General features: G+C 33.4%; 12 protein-coding genes. 9 read left to right on the top strand and 3 right to left on the bottom strand.

Going from position 1 to position 17761, the window contains the following annotated elements; genetic code table 11:
• Both BLP60_RS07205 and recD2 read right to left on the bottom strand, forming a co-directional pair.
• A complete protein-coding gene (locus BLP60_RS07205; protein WP_092065521.1) occupies positions 1-570 on the bottom strand; it encodes a DUF4390 domain-containing protein in 570 nt (189 codons plus the stop codon).
• A 17-nt stretch (positions 571-587) separates the two neighbouring features.
• On the bottom strand, positions 588-2759 hold the full coding sequence (gene recD2 / locus BLP60_RS07200) for an SF1B family DNA helicase RecD2 (RefSeq protein ID WP_092065519.1): 2172 nt from the start codon (positions 2757-2759) through the stop codon (positions 588-590).
• A gap of 384 nt (positions 2760-3143) precedes the next feature.
• Here recD2 and BLP60_RS07195 point away from each other — a divergent pair, with 384 nt between their 5' ends.
• The 9 genes from BLP60_RS07195 (at position 3144) to BLP60_RS07155 (ending at position 14012) form a co-directional block, all read left to right on the top strand.
• Complete coding sequence (locus BLP60_RS07195; RefSeq protein ID WP_143338922.1) at positions 3144-4436, top strand: outer membrane homotrimeric porin; 1293 nt, start codon at positions 3144-3146, stop codon at positions 4434-4436.
• 164 nt (positions 4437-4600) lie between these two features.
• Positions 4601-6574: a transketolase gene (gene tkt / locus BLP60_RS07190; protein ID WP_092065515.1), complete on the top strand. Its 1974-nt coding sequence runs from the start codon at positions 4601-4603 to the stop codon at positions 6572-6574.
• A gap of 69 nt (positions 6575-6643) precedes the next feature.
• Entirely contained in the window at positions 6644-7627 is a 984-nt protein-coding gene (gene glpX, locus BLP60_RS07185) for a class II fructose-bisphosphatase (RefSeq protein WP_092065513.1), read from the top strand.
• A 40-nt stretch (positions 7628-7667) separates the two neighbouring features.
• A complete protein-coding gene (locus tag BLP60_RS07180; RefSeq protein WP_092065511.1) occupies positions 7668-8759 on the top strand; it encodes a BMP family ABC transporter substrate-binding protein in 1092 nt (363 codons plus the stop codon).
• A 78-nt stretch (positions 8760-8837) separates the two neighbouring features.
• Positions 8838-10355, top strand: coding sequence for an ABC transporter ATP-binding protein (locus tag BLP60_RS07175; protein WP_092065509.1), 1518 nt, complete (start codon positions 8838-8840; stop codon positions 10353-10355).
• Complete coding sequence (locus BLP60_RS07170) at positions 10349-11410, top strand: ABC transporter permease (RefSeq protein WP_092065507.1); 1062 nt, start codon at positions 10349-10351, stop codon at positions 11408-11410. Before BLP60_RS07175 ends, BLP60_RS07170 begins: the two co-directional genes overlap by 7 nt.
• Complete coding sequence (locus tag BLP60_RS07165; RefSeq protein ID WP_092065505.1) at positions 11403-12311, top strand: ABC transporter permease; 909 nt, start codon at positions 11403-11405, stop codon at positions 12309-12311. The genes BLP60_RS07170 and BLP60_RS07165 overlap by 8 nt, the downstream gene beginning before the upstream one ends.
• A gap of 364 nt (positions 12312-12675) precedes the next feature.
• Complete coding sequence (gene speD, locus BLP60_RS07160) at positions 12676-13092, top strand: adenosylmethionine decarboxylase (RefSeq protein WP_092065503.1); 417 nt, start codon at positions 12676-12678, stop codon at positions 13090-13092.
• Positions 13074-14012, top strand: coding sequence for a spermine/spermidine synthase domain-containing protein (locus BLP60_RS07155; RefSeq protein WP_092065500.1), 939 nt, complete (start codon positions 13074-13076; stop codon positions 14010-14012). Before speD ends, BLP60_RS07155 begins: the two co-directional genes overlap by 19 nt.
• A 63-nt stretch (positions 14013-14075) precedes the next feature.
• Here BLP60_RS07155 and BLP60_RS07150 read toward each other — a convergent pair whose 3' ends face one another.
• On the bottom strand, positions 14076-17702 hold the full coding sequence (locus BLP60_RS07150; RefSeq protein WP_092065498.1) for a PEP/pyruvate-binding domain-containing protein: 3627 nt from the start codon (positions 17700-17702) through the stop codon (positions 14076-14078).
• Between the last annotated feature and the right edge of the window lie 59 nt (positions 17703-17761).

Raw genomic sequence — 17761 nt, 5'->3', positions numbered from 1 at the left:
TTAATAATTGATTTCCATTTCAAAATAATAAGGTCCACTCAAATTAAAATTCCAAAAAAACAATATATCTTTTAGCCAACTAGGAACACCTTTAGCAAAAACCTTACTTTCTATAAGCAAAACATATTGTCCTCTTTCTATTTTTTTCCAAGACCCTAAATTAATCTGAAATTTTCTTATATCATTGCATAAAGATAAAAAATTTCTATATATCTTTTTATAATTAGAGACTTTTAAAACATAATTTCCCCGAATCATATCTTTATATATTTCTAATTCTAAAGGATATGATATTACTTCTTTATTCCAAAGAAAAGTTCTTTTCTTTTTAATTTTTATAGAAAAACTCATAACAACTTTTTTACCATCATCAACAACTTGTTTAATTATATTTTTTTCACGCAAATTTATTTCGAACTCTAAATTTATTTTATTTCCTAAATTATCTATACTTAAATCATATATATCAAATCCATAACATGGTTTCAAAAACAATAAACTAATAAAAATTATTAAAGTTGATGAGTTAATAAATATACTTTTGCTTATATTTCTAAAGTTAAAATACATCTTATCCCTTTACTATTTTAAAAATTAAATAGATTTTGTAGTCTAAAGCGAAGATGAGTATAGCGTTTTTCCTGACCTGTCTTTTTTAAACCAATAAACATGGCCTTTTTTGAGCCAATTAAAATTGCCAGTTTTTTAGCTCTGGTAAGACCAGTGTAAATCAAATTCCGTTGAAGTAAAATAAAATGTGCTGTAGTGATAGGTAAAATTACTACTGGGAACTCACTCCCCTGAGATTTATGCACACTAATTGCGTAGGCCAAATTTAATTCATCTAAATCTTCCCTAAAATATTCAACCTCTCTGCCATCAAAATCCACAATCAAGCGATCTTCCTGAGCATCAATTTCTATTATAACCCCCAAATCACCATTAAAAACTTGTTTATCATAATTATTAGCTAGTTGAATGACCCGATCTCCTACAAAAAATTCTACTCCCCCTTTTTTTAATCCATTTCCTGTGGGAGGATTAATATACTTTTGTAAAATATAATTTAAATTAATAGTGCCAAGATCACCTTTATGCATAGGAGTAAGCACCTGCACTTCATCTCGAGGAGAAAAACCATATACTTTAGGAATCCGTTCTAAAACCATTTTTAAAATAAGGTCTAAAATTTTTTTATTATCATCCTGTTCTATCCAAAAAAAATCAGCTTTAGGAGGAGAAAGCTTTGTTTTAACAGGCAGTTTTCCCTGATTTATTCTATGAGCATTTAAGATTATAAGACTTTCTCTAGCCTGTCTAAAAATATCAGTTAAAAAATGATAAGCAACTACTTCACTTTTTAATAAGTCTGTCAAAATATTTCCTGGCCCTATAGCAGGCAATTGATTAATATCACCTACCAAAATTAAACGACAATTTAAAGGTAAAGCTCTAAGCACCGCTAAAAACAGCGGCCCATCTAACATTGAAGCCTCATCTATAATTAAAACATCTGTATTTAATTTTTGTTCTTCTCCTAATTCAAATCCACCCTCAGGTCTAGCTTTAAGAAGCCTATGAATTGTTGTTGCAGAAAATCCTGTAGATTCTTCCAACCTTTTAGCAGCTCTTCCTGTAGGAGCACATAGTTTCAATTTTAAGTTCTTTTGTTTAAAAAATTCTACAATAAATCGCACAATGGTAGTTTTTCCTGTGCCAGGACCGCCAGTTAAAATGAAAAACTTATTTTCTATAGCTTTAAAAATCGCCTCTTTCTGCTCTGTAGAAAGTACAATATTTTCTTGTTTTTCTAAGTCTTCTATTAGCAATTTGTCTTCTGGGGTAAGTTTATTTTTAATAGAAAATGTAGCTAAATGAAATATTCTTGAAGCAATTTCCTGCTCTTGTTTATAAAAATACGCAAGATACACCGCACGTTTTATGCCCTGTTCCTTTAAATCTAAAACAAAAATTTTACTTTGTGCCTCTAGTTCTAAAAGAGCATTTAAGATAACCTCAGAAGAAATATCCAAAAGTTTTTGTAATTCCTCTACTAAATCCTCCTCAGGATAAAAAAAATGTCCTTTTTCACTTAATTCTTTTAAAACATAAATTACTGCAGCTTCCAACCGAAAAAAAGATTCTTTAGATAGACCTAATTTTAAAGCCATTTGATCAGCTCTTTTAAAACCTATCCCCCTAATATCACGAGCCAAAGCATAAGGATTTTGTTTAATTTTAAAAATAGCCTCCTCACCATATTTTTTCACTATCTTGTGCAAATAAGCAGTAGAAATCCCATAAGTCTGTAAAAATAGAGCTAATTCTCTAATTTGTTTTTGTGTTTTCCAAGAATCTACAATGGTCTTTAATTTTTTAGGACCTATTCCTTGAACTTGTAAAAGCTTTTCTGGCGAATCTTCTAAAATATTCAAAATATCTGTTCCAAATTTTTCTATTAAAAGTTTTCCTAATTTCGGGCCAACTCCTTTAATAAGATTAGAACACAAAAATCTCTCAACAGCATTTATTGTAATTGGTTCAAGTTTTCTTATTTTCTCTATCCAAAATTGACGCCCATATTTAGGATGTTTCTTCCACCTACCACAAACTTCTACTTCTTCTCCCTCATAAATATCTCCCCCATATCCACAAACTGTGATTACATTATCCTTACTTACTTTCAATAAAAACACTACATATCCAGTATCTTGGGCCAAAAAAATTATCTTTTTTATTTCTCCTTGCAATATCTCCATAGACTATCTCTTAAAACTATATATTACAAAACTCAACACATTTAGAGATTAGATATAAGGTTATTTAAGATCTTTCAAAATCATACAAATTAAACAAATAATTAAACAAATCATGTTAAATTCGTTTCTCCACTCCAAGGACTTAAAACAATAAAACCATTTTTAGATAATTCGCCTATTAGTAGTTAAAAAAATTAAACCGTAAAATTTTTTGAACTTTAGTCAAAAAAAAGTCAAAATAAGCTTGACATTTTTAAAAATTTATTTAGGATGCCCCGCAGATAAAAGATATTTTCTTTTATCGGCGTCAGGGGATCTATGACAAAGGAAAAGGGGTTTTTGAGAGACTCTCAAAACCTAGAATTCAAAAGGAGGAAACAGGTTATGAAAAAACTTAGCATCTTGGCACTTGTTGCTGCTTTTATTTTAAGCACAGTTGCCATGGCTTCTGCTGTAGAGCTTAAAGCTCGCGGTTCTTGGCGTGCTCACGCTAACTGGACTGATAACTATGATTTTCAAAAAACTAAAAAAGATAATATTAGTGAAGATGATTTCAATGTTTACGAAAGAGCAAGAGTTTGGTTTGAATTTGTAGCTAATGAAAATGTAAAAGCTGTTTTAGGTTTAGAAATTGGAGATATCCGCTGGGGTGATGGCGGTGGAGAAATTGGTGCTGACGCTGTAGCAGTAGAAGTAAAACATGCTTATTTAGCTTTTAAATTACCTAACACTGATGTTAATGTAAGCGCTGGTATCCAAGGTGTTGCTTTACCAAATAACTTAGGATCCGCTATTTTAGATGATGATGTAGCTTCCGTAGTTGTAAGCACTCCTATTAATGATATGATTGGGCTTACTCTTGGATGGGCAAGACCATATGACACCAACTCCAGTGATGGAGTAAATGCTTCTGCTCAAGACGAAGAAGATTTATTCTTCGTAGTACTGCCTGTAAAGGCTGATGGTTTTGCTTTCAAACCTTTCTTTGCTTACGCTATTATAGGAAAAGATATAATAGAAGATACTGGTAAAGCTACTGCTTGGTGGGCTGGTGTAAGTGCACAAATCACTATGTTTGATCCTATTGTTATCTTAACAGACCTTAATTATGGTTCTTTAGATGCAAAAACAAATGAACTCGATGCTTCTGGTTGGTTCTTTGATTTAGCAGTAGATTACAAAATGGATATGATGACTCCTGAAGTATTCTTCATCTACTCTACTGGTGAAGACAAAAAAGCAAGTAATGGTAGCGAAATGATGCCAAGTGTTTCTCCTGACATCACAGCTACTCCATTCGGCTTTGATGGTTCTTCTTTTGCAAATGGTGGTGCATTGTTAGGTACTGCTGGTACAGGTGTAGTAGCTCTTGGTTTCAAATTGAAAGATTTATCTTTCATCGAAAATGTAAAACATGAGTTCGTATTCATGTATGCAAGAGGAACTAGTGACAAAGACTATGTAGAAAATGGTAACGGTGACGCTACCTTAACTACTAAAGATTCTTTCTGGGAAGTTGATTTCAACACCAAATATCAAATGTATGAAAACTTGGCAGCTATTGTAGAGCTTGGCTATGCTAAAGCTAACTACGATGACAAGCTCGGAACAAGAGGCGATGATTATAAGAATCAAGCTGCTTGGAAAGCAATTGTTGGTGTAAAATACGATTTCTAATTGTTTAGACCAAACTTCCCTGGCGCCATTAAAAGCCCGCTTTAAAGCGGGCTTTTTTATTTTAAAATTCTCCTCTTGACTTTCTCTTATTTTCCTGCTCTGCCTTGCCTGTCGGCAGAGGCTATTTTACTTTAATTCAACCTCAAACTTAAAAAAATAAAGCCATGGAAAATTTAAATTTAGATGTAAAAACTGTTAATGTAATCAAAGGATTAATTATTGATGCCATAGACCAAGCCAAATCAGGACACCCTGGCGGGGCTATGTCATCAGCAGATTTTGGATATGTCTTGTTTAAAGACTTTCTAAAGTTTGATCCCCAAAATCCCAAATGGTTTAACCGAGATAGATTTATCCTCTCAGCAGGACATGAATCTATGCTTCTCTACAGCTTACTCACTCTCATAGGATTTCTATCTATTGAAGATTTAAAATCATTTCGTCAATGGAAAAGCAAAACTCCTGGGCATCCTGAATGTGATTTAACTCCCGGAGTAGAAGCAACAACTGGCCCTTTAGGACAAGGTTTTAGCATGGGTGTTGGAATGGCAATAGCAGAAGCTTTTTTAAGATCCAAATTAGGTGAAAATATTTGCAATCATTTTACCTATGTTTTGGCTTCAGATGGAGACTTACAAGAACCTGTCGTCCTAGGGAGTGCTTCTTTAGCTGGCAAATGGAATTTAGGAAAACTTATAGTCTTTTATGACAGTAATAAAATACAACTAGCTGGTCCAACTAAACGTTGTGATTGCACAGACTATAATACATTATTTAAATCCTTTAATTGGCAAGTATTAGAAGTAAATGGTCATAGTCATAGCGAAATAAAAAATGCTATTTTACAAGCTCAAAAAGAAACTTCCAAGCCCACTCTTATTATTGGACATACAATTATGGCAAAAGGATGCGCTACTTTAGAAGGAAGTGAAAAAACCCATGGTTCTCCTCTTTCTCCAGAAGAAATAAAAGCAACTAAGAAAAAACTCGGTCTTCCTGAACATAAATTTTATTTACCTAAAGATGTTTTAGAACACTTTAGATCTAGATTTTCAGAGCTAACTACTGAGGTTAGGGAATGGGAAAAAAATGTCTCTAACCTCTCTAAAGAAAAAAAAGAGTTATTTAATCTTATAACAGATGGTGAAAAACACTCCTTTACTTTGCCTGACTTTCCAGAAGATAAGCCCTTAGCAACCCGCAAAGCATTTGGAATGTGTCTTAATGCCCTAACAGATCAATTACCCAATTTACTGGGCGGCTCAGCAGATCTTGATCCTTCAAATCAAACAGTACGATTTAGAGAACGTGTAGGTTTGTTTAATGCATTGACAAATCCAGAAGGAAGATATCTTGCTTTTGGAGTTAGAGAGTTTCCCATGGGAGCAATTTTAAATGGTCTTGCTCTCCACGGAGGAATAATTCCTTTTGGAGCTACTTTTTTGGTCTTTTCCGACTATGAAAGAAACGCTCTTAGGATGTCAGCCCTTCAAAAATTGCCTGTACTCCATATTTTTACTCATGACTCTTTTTATGTAGGAGAAGATGGACCAACTCATCAACCAATAGAACATATTAGTTCTTTACGTCTTATTCCTAATATGCTCGTTTTTAGACCTGCTGATGCCAATGAGACTAAATACTGTTTTAAAGAAGCCTTAGCCCAAAAGTCCCGTCCAAGTATTCTCTTATTTACTAGACAAACTTTACCTATTTTAAATGAAAAAATATATCCTCAAATCCAAGACGGTGTTAGAAAAGGAGCATATATTTTAAAAGAACCAAAACAAAAACCTGAAATCATTTTTATTGCAACAGGTTCAGAAGTGCATTTAGCCTTGGAAGTAGCAAACAAATTAGAGCTACCTGTGCGTGTAATAAGTATGCCCTGCATGGAACTCTTTAAAGAGCAGCCTCAAAGCTATATCCAATCTCTCTTACCCTCTGATATTGAAAAAAGAATTGCTTTTGAAGCTGGAAGGACAGATATTTGGCATCAATTCATAGGATTAAAAGGCACTGTATTAGGTATTAATCATTTTGGAGCTTCTGCTCCTGCTAACATCTTGGCAGAAGAATATGGATTCACAGTATCTAAGGCTTTAAATTTTGTTCAAAATTATTTACAAAATTTGTAAATTTAATAAAGGAGAAGATAAAATCTCTTCTCCTTGTTAATATTTCTCATCTAAAAGGGGAGGAAAACCATGGAACAACCCAATAGAAACCTTGCCTTAGACCTCGTAAGGGTAACAGAAGCTGCTGCCTTAGCTTCAGCTAGATGGTTAGGAAAAGGACAAAGAAAAGCAGGGGATCAGGCAGGTGTGGATGCCATGCGTTTTGTATTTAATAGTTTAGACATAAAAGGCACTGTTATTATAGGAGAAGGAGAAAAAGATAAAGCTCCTATGCTCTTTAATGGAGAACAAGTAGGAAAAGGTATTGGTCCAGAAGTAGATGTGGCAGTTGATCCTGTAGAAGGTACAAACTTACTAGCTTTAGGAAGACCAAATGCCATCTCTGTTGTAGGTATTGCTCCAAAGGGAAGTATGTATAATCCTGGACCAAGTTATTACATGAAAAAATTAGTAGTTCCCGAAGAAGCAAAAGATGTTATTGATTTAGACGCCCCTGTAGAAGATACTCTTAAAAAAGTTGCTCGTGCCTTAGGAAAAGATGTAGATGACTTAGTGGTTTTTGTTTTAGATAAACCGCGTCATGTTACACTTATTGAAAACATTAGAAAAGCAGGAGCAAGAATTCAACTTCATACAGATGGAGATGTGGCAGGCTCTCTTATGGCTGTAGATCCAATCTCTGAAGTGGATATTATGATGGGAACAGGAGGGACTCCTGAAGGTGTTTTATCTGCATGTGCCATCAAAGCCTTAGGAGGTCAAATGCTTTGCAAATTAGATCCCCAAAAAGAAAAAGAAAAACAAGCTCTAATCGAACAAGGATACAATTTAAATCGTATTTTTACAGTAGATGATTTAATTACAAGTGACGATGTTTTTTTTGCTGCCACAGGAATCTCAGGAGGGACCTTTTTGGCAGGAGTAAAATATACAGGAGATGGTGCTATCACCCATTCTCTTGTTATTAGAGGAAAAACAGGTACAGTAAGAAGAATTCAGGCGTATCATAAATGGGACAAATTAATGAAAATAAGTGGAATTAAATATGATTAAATTTCAGTTATTATTTAAAAGATAAAAAAAGGGGGGCGTAATGAAAAAGATTCTACTTTTAATCATATCTTTACTAATGGTAATTAGTATTTCTCAGCCAGCAAACGCAAAGAAAAAAATAAAAGTTGCTTTTGCTCTTTTATGGACCATTGATGATATGGGCTGGACTACTGCAGCATATAATGGGATAAAATATCTTAAGGAAAAAATGGGAGACCAAGTAGAGATTAGTTATACTGAGAAAGTTTTAGCTGCTGATGCAGAACGGGTTTTTAGAAAATATGCCCGTCAAGGTTATGATATAATATTTGGCACTACATTTGAACATATGGATCCAATGCTCATGGTAGCTCAAGATTTTCCAAAAGTTGTCTTCGAACACTGTGCAGGTTACAAAACTGCTCCTAACATGGGAAACTATTTTGCAAGAATGTATCAAGCAGACTATTTAGCAGGATATATGGCTGGACTTATGGGATATAAACATGTGGGAACAGTTGCTACAAACCCCATTCCTGAACCAATCAGAGGAGTTAATGCCTTTACCCTTGGTCTTATTAAAGGATTAAAAGAAGGTAAGCATTCTTTTAACCCCAATAAAGTAAATACTGTGGTATGGTTAAAAGCATGGAGAGATCCTATTAATGAAACAACCCTTGCAGAAACCCTTATTTCAAGAGGATGCACTCTTATAAGACAAATGGCAGACACTCCGGATAGTAGTTTGGCAGCTTGTAAAAAAGGAGTTCCTGCTATCGGTTATGGAGCTGATGCAGCTAAATACGGAGCATCTTGTGCCTTGGTGTCTACTCTTTGGAATTGGGGACCTTTTTTTGTAAAAGTAGTTAAAGAAGTTCAGGCTGGAACATGGAAACCTACACCCTATTGGGCTGGTTTTGAGCAAAACATGATTAAATTAAGTTCATTTAATGCCTCTGTGCCTAAATCCGTGCAAAAAAAGGTATTAAAAGAGTTAGAAAAATTTAAAAACGGTGAAGATAATGTCTTTGTAGGACCAATTTATGATCAAAGTGGCAAATTACGAGTAAAACCAGGTGAAAAATTAACAGACAAAGAACTTCTGACCATGCGCTGGCTGGTTAAAGGAGTAGTAGGGAATATCCCTGATTAATAAAAAAACTCTAAACATTAAAAATTAAAAAAAGGAGAGGCCTTAGCAACCTCTCCTCTTTAAATTTAACTTTAACCAGTGAGCAACTCTATTATTTTAACACTTAAAAACATCAACAAATCCTTTGGTGATTTTAAAGCCCTTAAAAACGTTTCTCTTAATATAAAACAAAAACAAATTCATGCTATCTTAGGAGAAAATGGTGCTGGCAAATCTACCTTAATGTCTATTATTTCTGGTAATATTCTACCTGATTCAGGAGAAATATTAATAAAAAATAAAAAAATTCTTTTCACAAATCCAGCCCATGCCCAAAAATATGGAATAGGCATGGTACATCAAAAATTTATGCTTATAGAAAATTTCACTGTATGGCAGAATATTGCATTAGGAACTCTGGAAAATAATTTTGTATGGAACAAAAAACAAATAATAACTCGGATTAACTCTATTCTATGTCAATTCAATTTAAATATTAATCCAGAAGAACGAATACATAACCTTTCAATGGGGCAAAAACAACAAGTAGAAATATTAAAACTTCTTTATAAAAATAGTAAAATTCTTATATTTGATGAACCAACATCTGTATTAACCCCACAAGAGATTAAACCTTTTTTTAAAATACTGCTATCATTACGCCAAAATGGACACACTATTCTCTTCATCTCTCATAAATTAGAAGAAGTATTAGAAATAGCAGATACTATTACTGTTATGCAAAAAGGTAAAATAGTATCCACAACACCTAAAACAAAAATAAAATCTAAATTAGAACTAGCCTCCCTAATGATAGGGAAAGAGTTTAATATTATTAATAATTTTGACACACATAAAACAAAAAATATAAGTAAAAAGAGTATATTACAATTAAATAATATTCAAGTAAATCAAAATGGACAAGTTTTACTTAAAAATATTAATTTAAAATTAAAACAAGGTGAAATCTTTGTTCTTTTGGGAATATCTGGAAATGGACAAGAAGTTCTAGCCAAAGTGCTTGGCGGATTACAAGAATTTAAAGGAGAAATTATTTTCGATAAAAAATACAATGCCTCACAATGGATAAATAACTATCCTACTAAAATAGTATATATTCCTGAAGATCGCAATAATTTAGCCTGTATAGAAGAGAAAAGTCTATACTTTAACTTTGTTTTAACTAGACTCAAAGAACTTTCAAATTCTCTTAAAATAAAATGGAAAATTGCTAAAACTTTTACACAAAAAATTATTCAAGAATTCAACATAAAGACCCCCAATGGGATAAACTCTACCCCTTCTAATCTTTCAGGAGGAAATCTTCAAAAATTTATACTAGGCAGAGAGTTAAGTAAAGAACCAACCGTAATTATTGCAGAACACCCAACTCAAGGATTAGACATTAATTCTACTCAAGAAATATGGAAACAATTAATACAAATAAAGAAACATTCTAGTATTTTACTTATCTCTGGAGATATTCAAGAATCTCTTATTTTAGCTGATAAAATTGGCATCATCTATAAAGGACAAATAGTAAAAACTTTTTCACCTACCTCCTCAAAAGATATTGCCAATCTAGGTCTTTACATGACAGGAAGTTTAAAATGTTAATCTTAAAAAAACGTAATCTCTCCTTGAAACAAAAAATTTTTCTTTTTTTAATTTTAATGTCTTTACCCTTTCTTATTCTAGCGATTATCTTCACTCTTTTGCATTTAAATCCCTGGAAAATATATTCAGGTATTTTGCAAAATAGTTTAGGCGACTTTTATTCCTTCTCAGAAGTATTAGTTAAATCAACTCCTTTAATACTTACGGGTCTAAGTGTTTTAATCGCTGCTAAGGCAGGACTATGGAATATTGGAGCAGAAGGTCAGCTTATTATGGGAGGAACCTGCTCAGCTATTTGTGCACTTACTGTGGTTAAGTATATTCCCATCTATATGCATTTGCCCATAGTAATATTAGCAGGTTTTATAGGTGGATTTATTTGGGCATATATTCCCATATTTTTAAAAATAAAATGGGAAATAAGTGAAATTATTTCTTCACTACTTCTAAATTATGTAGCTCTTATCTTTATGGAACACCTATATTTTGGACCATTGAGAGATCCTATGGGGTTTGGATTTCCTGGTACAGCTATTCTACCAGTAAGCACATGGCTACCTAGATTTTTCCAAACTAGAATTAGTTTAAATCTATTTATTGGATTAGGACTATGCTTTTTAGGTTATCTTTTCTTCCAAAAAACACCTCTTGGGTATAAAATTAAGGTATGTGGACTAAATCCTAATGCTGCCACATACGCACATTTTCCTCAAAAAAAATTACTACTAATTGCTTTTTTAATAAGTGGAGGCATTGCAGGATTAGCTGGGATGGGAGAAGTTTTAGGTCTCCATAGAAGACTTCAACAAGGCTTAAGTATTGGATATGGATATGATGGTATTCTTATTGCCTTTTTAGCACAAAAAAATCCTCTTCTAGTTCCTATTTTAAGTGTTCTACTCAGTATAATAAAAGTAGGTGCTGAAGGTATTCAAACTAACCTACACATACCAGCATCTTTCACCCTAATTTTAGAAGGATTTATGCTTTTATCTTTCTTAGGTGCACTAACTCTTAGCAATTATAAATTAAAATGGATCAAAAAAAATGAATGATATTTATTTTATCTTAGCACTAACTCTAAAATCAATACCAGCAGTATTTTTAGCTTCTTTAGGAGAAATAATCACTGAAAAAGGTGGCATCTTAAACCTTGGATTAGAAGGAATAATGCTTGTATCTGCTCTCGCAGGATTTGTATTAACTTATTATACTCACAGTTTAATTATAGGATTTACAGGAGCAATGATAGTAGGAAGCAGTATGTCCTTAATCCATGCTTTTTTTTCTATCCATCTAAGCGCTAACCAAGTTCTTTCTGGACTGGCAATTACTATTTTAGGAGAAGGACTTAGTAGTTTCCTAGGACGACCTTTTATTGGATTGCAAACAATTTCTCTACCTTGCTTTACAGAACTTGAGCATTATCCTTTTGGAATCATTTTAAAAGAACTAAACTGGATAGTTGTTGCAAGTTTTATTTTACTTTTTATTGTCAATTTTATTCTTTATCATACTCCTCTAGGTTTAAACCTTAAAGCTATTGGCGAAGATCCCAAAGTTAGTAATGTAGCAGGCCTTAATGTGTTTAAGTATAGATATATAGCAACCATTATAGGTGGAGCATTAACTGGACTTGGAGGTTCTTACCTATCTCTAGCCTATACTCCAGGTTGGAAAGAAGGCATAAGTGGTGGGCAAGGTTGGATTGCTATTGCTATGGTAGTATTTTCAGGACTAAAACCATTTAGAGCCTTTGTGGGAGCATTTTTATTTGGATCTTTTATGGCTTTACAATTTTACTTCCAAGCCATTGGCAAAGAAATTGTTCCTGTTTATATTCTTAAAATGCTTCCCTTTATTTTACCTCTTATTATTTTAATATTAATAAAAAACAAATATAAATCCGAACTAAATTTCCCCAAAAGTCTAGGGCTTCCTTATTTAAAAGAATAATCAATTAATTCACATAGATTTAATATATTTTTTAATTTTTTACCTTGTTAACTACCCTTTTAGAAAACAAAACTTTTCCCATATTAAATAATCAAACATCTTTTTTTTAACTGATTAAAATTAAAACACCATCTATAGAAGAAAAGCAACTACTTGACAATCTTGTCTTTTTTTCTCAATACTGAATTGATTCAGGGGGTTTTAGGCTACCCCCCTTTCTTTTTTTGGAAAGGGGAGAAAATAAATTCTTAACCAAGGGGTTTTTATGAGTACTGACGACCCGTTAATACGTGTTGTCTATTTACCAAGAGAAAGTTTTGCACCTACCTAAGTAGTAAACCTATAACTTAAGGAGGAAAAGCCATTGAAAAACAAGATCTGTGGACTTCATCTTGTCCTTGAGCTAAAAGGCTGTCCATTTTCTATTTTGGACAACGAAGAAATCATCAAACAAGCTATCAAACAAGCCTCTCAACAATCTATGTCAACCCTTTTAAGTCTCACTAGCCATAAATTTCATCCTATGGGAGTAACTGCTTTAGGTTTATTAGCAGAATCCCATATTTCTATCCACACTTGGCCAGAATTGGGATACGCTGCGGTTGATGTCTTCACCTGTGGGGAATTTTCAGATCCTCAAAAAGCATGTGAATTTTTAGTAGAATTTCTTCAAGCTGAAGACTATGACCTCATTACTTTGCCTAGGGGGAATAAAGTGAAGAAAGAAAAAATTTACAACAAGTTACATGAGGAATACGAACCATGTCAGGTTGCCAACTAAGAGACTATTTCCCAGAAATACTAACGGGTGGAGATATTTTTTTACACTCAGCAGAAGAAATTTTGGAATTAAAAAAAACAAAATATCAAAAACTTGCTCTTATTAAGTCCAAATTATATGGCAAAGTTCTTTTATTAGACAATATTTGTCAAATTAGTGAGGTAGATGAATTTATTTATCATGAACTCTTAGTTCATGTCCCTGCTATTTTTCATGGAAATCCTAGAAATATTCTTATTCTAGGGGGAGGAGATGGATGCGCATTAAGAGAAGCCTTGAAATGGAAAGAGGTGGAAAATATTACTCTTGTAGATATTGATGAAGAGGTTATCAAATGTGGCAAGACTCATTTTAAAACACTTAATCAAAATTCTTTGGAACATCCCAAAGCAACTATTTTAATAGAAAATGCATTTGATTTTGTTAAAAATACATCTAAAAAATGGGATCTTATAATCTGCGATTTATCTGATCCTGTAGATGATGGGCCAGCTATGGCTTTATTCACTAAAGAATTCTTTTCCAGTTTAAAAAATATTTTACATCCTCAAGGCATTATAAGCATCCAGTCTGGACCAGCTGCTCCTCCAGACCATTTTTATTTTACAAGAGTAGCAAATACATTAAAAACTATTTTTCCGTATTTTCAGGCCTGTATCTCCTTTTGCCAAGTATATTTAACCCCTCTAGCATTCTCAATTGTTTCTTTAAAAGAATTTAAAACACTAAATAAAAAACAAATTAAAGAAATTATTCACACTAAAATAAAAGGTACTCTAAAATTTTTAGATGAAGAAATGTTTTTTGCTGCTCTTACTTTGCCAAAATTTCTTAAAAATGCCATTGAAAATGAACAAATGGTTTATTCTCTAAAAGATATGCCCAGATGGTTTGGGAATAATTTAGAAAACACTTTATAAAAACAAAAGAGGGGGCTTTTAAAGCCCCCTTTTAACTTCTTTCACAAAAATATTACTACTTATTTACCATACATGCTTTCTTTGTTCTTCTAATGCTTTTTCTTGTTCTTCAAATGAGTTAAATCCCGCTTGATGTAATGCATCTAAAACAGTTTTATCCCAATCCCAATTCGCATAAATCACAGGCTTATGAAAAGTTTTTCTAAATTTATCTAGCTCTTGACGATAGAATTCTTCTTTTTCTGTTCCCAAATTAGAATGTACTTGCTCGTGTAACCTAGCTAACTCACCTTCATACCAATCCATTAAATCTTTAGCTGAGGAACATTTTTTAGCTATATGTTCATAATTCTCTTGTTTTAATAAATCTTGAAGTCGTGTTAAGTGTTGAGTCTTAAGCCATTTTCCAAGTTCACGTAGAGGAATATTTTCTCTCTCAACCTCTGCAATATCAAATTTAGTCTGAGCATAAGTATCTGGGACCACTGAGGCAGATACAATTCCAGCAATACACACCAAGCCTCTAATAATTTTACTATTAGATACTCCTTGACCACAAAAACCTACTTTTTTCCCATATTTTTGTCCGGTAAAAATAGTCACTAAAATAGCCCATACGACTGCAGGATCTTCTTCATCATAGATATGTCTTAATCTCGCATTATCTCTATCTGTACCTAAAACTAATTGAGTCATATCATTAGAACCAATTGAAAACCCATCAAACTCTTGAATAAAATTCTTTGCCAAAATAGCATTACTAGGAATTTCTGACATCAAAACCAATTTCAACCCATCTTCACCTGAACGCAATTGATGAACATCTGAAAGATATCTTTTCATACTTCTGGCTTCTTCTAAAGTTCTTACAAATGGAAGCATGAGGTGTAAATTTTTTCCTCCATACGCTCCTCTTGCCAATTTAAAGGCTTCTAACTCCCAATCATGAATACCTCTGGATACACCTCGATAGCCAAGCATTGGATTATCTTCGTGTTCCTCAAATAAACTTCCGCCCACAAGATTTCTATATTCATTACTTTTATAATCTGTAGTCCGATAAATAATAGGCTTGCCATAAAAAGCCATAGCAAAAAGACCTAAACCTTGAGCCAAAGTTTGTACATACAATTCCTTCCCACTTCTATATCCCTTTGCTCTTAAAATATTTCTAATTTTTTGGGGAAGCTCTCTTACTTCATCCATTTGTTGTTTATAACCTGTATTTAAAGCCACTTTATCACGCATTTCTTTAATCTTCGTCAAAACTTCTTGTACATAGGGCTCATCTTTTACTCTATGATAAACTACATTTATTTTATCTTCTATTTCTTGCCTTCTTTGAACAGTCTCAGGATCTTTTCCTATTAAAGAAGCTAACTCTTCTTTATAACCTAAAATCGCAGCAATATGTTCCTTTAAATCCACAGATGTTTTAAGAAGCTCTAGATACTTAGTAGCCTTGTCCAAATATTGATCCCACTTGTGATCAAACTCTCGAATTTGTCTATGAATTGCTAAAACTTCTTCTGTTCCTTTACTTCCCTCTATTTCCGTAAGTTCTTTAACCTTTTGTTTTAATCCAGTAATTATTCCTACATACTTTCTGAGTTTTAAATCTAAGGTCACTACTCCAGATGAAAGTTGTTCTTTAATAATTTTAACTAATCCATTTTCCAATTCTGCCAACTTTCTCTCTACAATTGGCAATAACGTGCCTTTATCATACGCCTCCAAAGCTAAAGGATGAACGCCTATATTACCCAACATAAATTCAGCCCTAAGCAAACCAACTTCAAAATCAGGAACATCTCTTAAACGAGATAAAAACATTGCTTGTCCTACATCTGCTAAAATAAGTCCTACCTTCGTCTTGGTTGTTGGAAGTTTGCTAGTATCTATTTCTCCCCCAACTTCAACTAAAGGAACAAGTCCTCTATATACTTTACCCCTAGAAGCATCTACAGTTACCTCTTGTCCATCTAATGAACGCAAAACTTCTAATTTTTGAATACCAATAATTGCAGGAATACCTAATTCTCTAGAAGTAATTGCAGCATGACTGGTGTCTCCACCTGCATCAGCTAAAATTGCAGAAGCAATCCTCATACCTGGCACCATATCAGGATCTGTTCGTTCAGCTGCCAATACGTCTCCTTTTGAAATTTTATTTAACTCCAAAGCTGAACGCAAAAACTTTACTGTACCCTGTCCTGCCCCTCTTGAAGCTCCATTTCCTTCTAAAATTACTTCTACTTCACTTAAAGCAGAAGGATCTACTTCTAACCTTCGCATAAAAATAGTATGAGGATGTTTCTCTAACTCTTCATTCCACCTAGTTTCTGGCCTAGCCTGAACAAACCACAATCTATCATATTCATCTATACAAAACTCTGTATCCATAATCATGCCACCGTATGCTTTGCTTATAGCCCGCACACCTTTGGCAACCATCTCTGCTTGAGCTAAAGACAAAGCCCATCGACATGCTATGTCTTCAGGGACCTTTACTACTTTTGTCCCACTTCCTTCCTCATCATAGACAATTTTTTTATCCTTAAATCCCATAAAACGAATTACAACTTCTTCTCCATCATCTCGCTGAAAAACATAAAATTTATCAGGAGTCACCATGCCACTAACAACTGCTTCTCCTAAACCATAACTAGCATCAATAGATACTAAATCCTTTCTGTCTGTTCCTCTACATCCTGTAGCAGTATCTGCACTAAAAGCTGTTCCAGATACTACAGGGTTTATCATTCTCATTATACAAACAGAAAGAGATGTATTTTCTATCGCCCATTCTTTCTTGGCCTCAATAGCAATACTTTCATTTCCTGTTTTTTCAGCTTTAGCCAAAGCATCTAGAATTGCCTCTCTTCTATAAGTCATACTTCTCAGATTATAAGCTGAAGCACAATCCCAATGATATGCCTGAACTACTTCATTTTCTCCTACAATATTTAAATATGTATCTTGTAATCCTGCAAAGGCTTTCTTTCTACTATCTTCTCCAGCAGCAGAAGAACGAACAGCTACAGGAACATTTTCTTCTCCTGCTTCTTTACAAATATCTCGATACGCTTGACGAACACCTTCTTCCACATCTTTGGGCAAATCCACAGATAAAATAGCAACTTGTACCATCACTGAGCGCTTACGTAATTGGTCTATGCCTTCTGGAGAAGTAGCAAAACCCTCTACTACATTATTAATAAATGTCCTTAACTTTACCTGAGACTTACCCCTTCTGCCATCCTCTTTAATCTTTCTAGCAAGCCTACGAACAAAATTTCTCAAAAATTCAGGATCTTTATTAACTTCACTATCATTCCAATCTATTGCATCGTATTCTTTATCCACAATATTACGAACCAAAGAAGCATTTACTTTTGTCTCATCAAGAACTTTATGGAAAGCTACAGAGGAAATAGCCCTAAACTGAGGGGCGCGAACATTTTCTATTGTACTAATAATAGCCGTATTATAATTCTTTCCACCCACTAAAAGCTCTGCTTCTACACCTATGGCTTTAATCTCTTGACCAGTTAAAACTAATTTTTGTTTAAGTTTTTCTAATTCAGAATGTGAAACTTTTATACTTAAGGAAGATTTTTCTGACACCTTTACCTTTCCCCCTTTTTTGGTCTGCTTCTTTTGCGCACCCTCTAAAGTTTTCTTTCCCATTTTCTCTCCCCTATACATTTAAGTTTTAAAGCGTGTTAACTATAAAACTTTAAACTTAA

Source organism: Desulfonauticus submarinus (genome assembly GCF_900104045.1).
GTDB lineage: Bacteria > Desulfobacterota > Desulfovibrionia > Desulfovibrionales > Desulfonatronovibrionaceae > Desulfonauticus > Desulfonauticus submarinus.
This window is presented reverse-complemented; position numbering and strand designations above follow the sequence as displayed.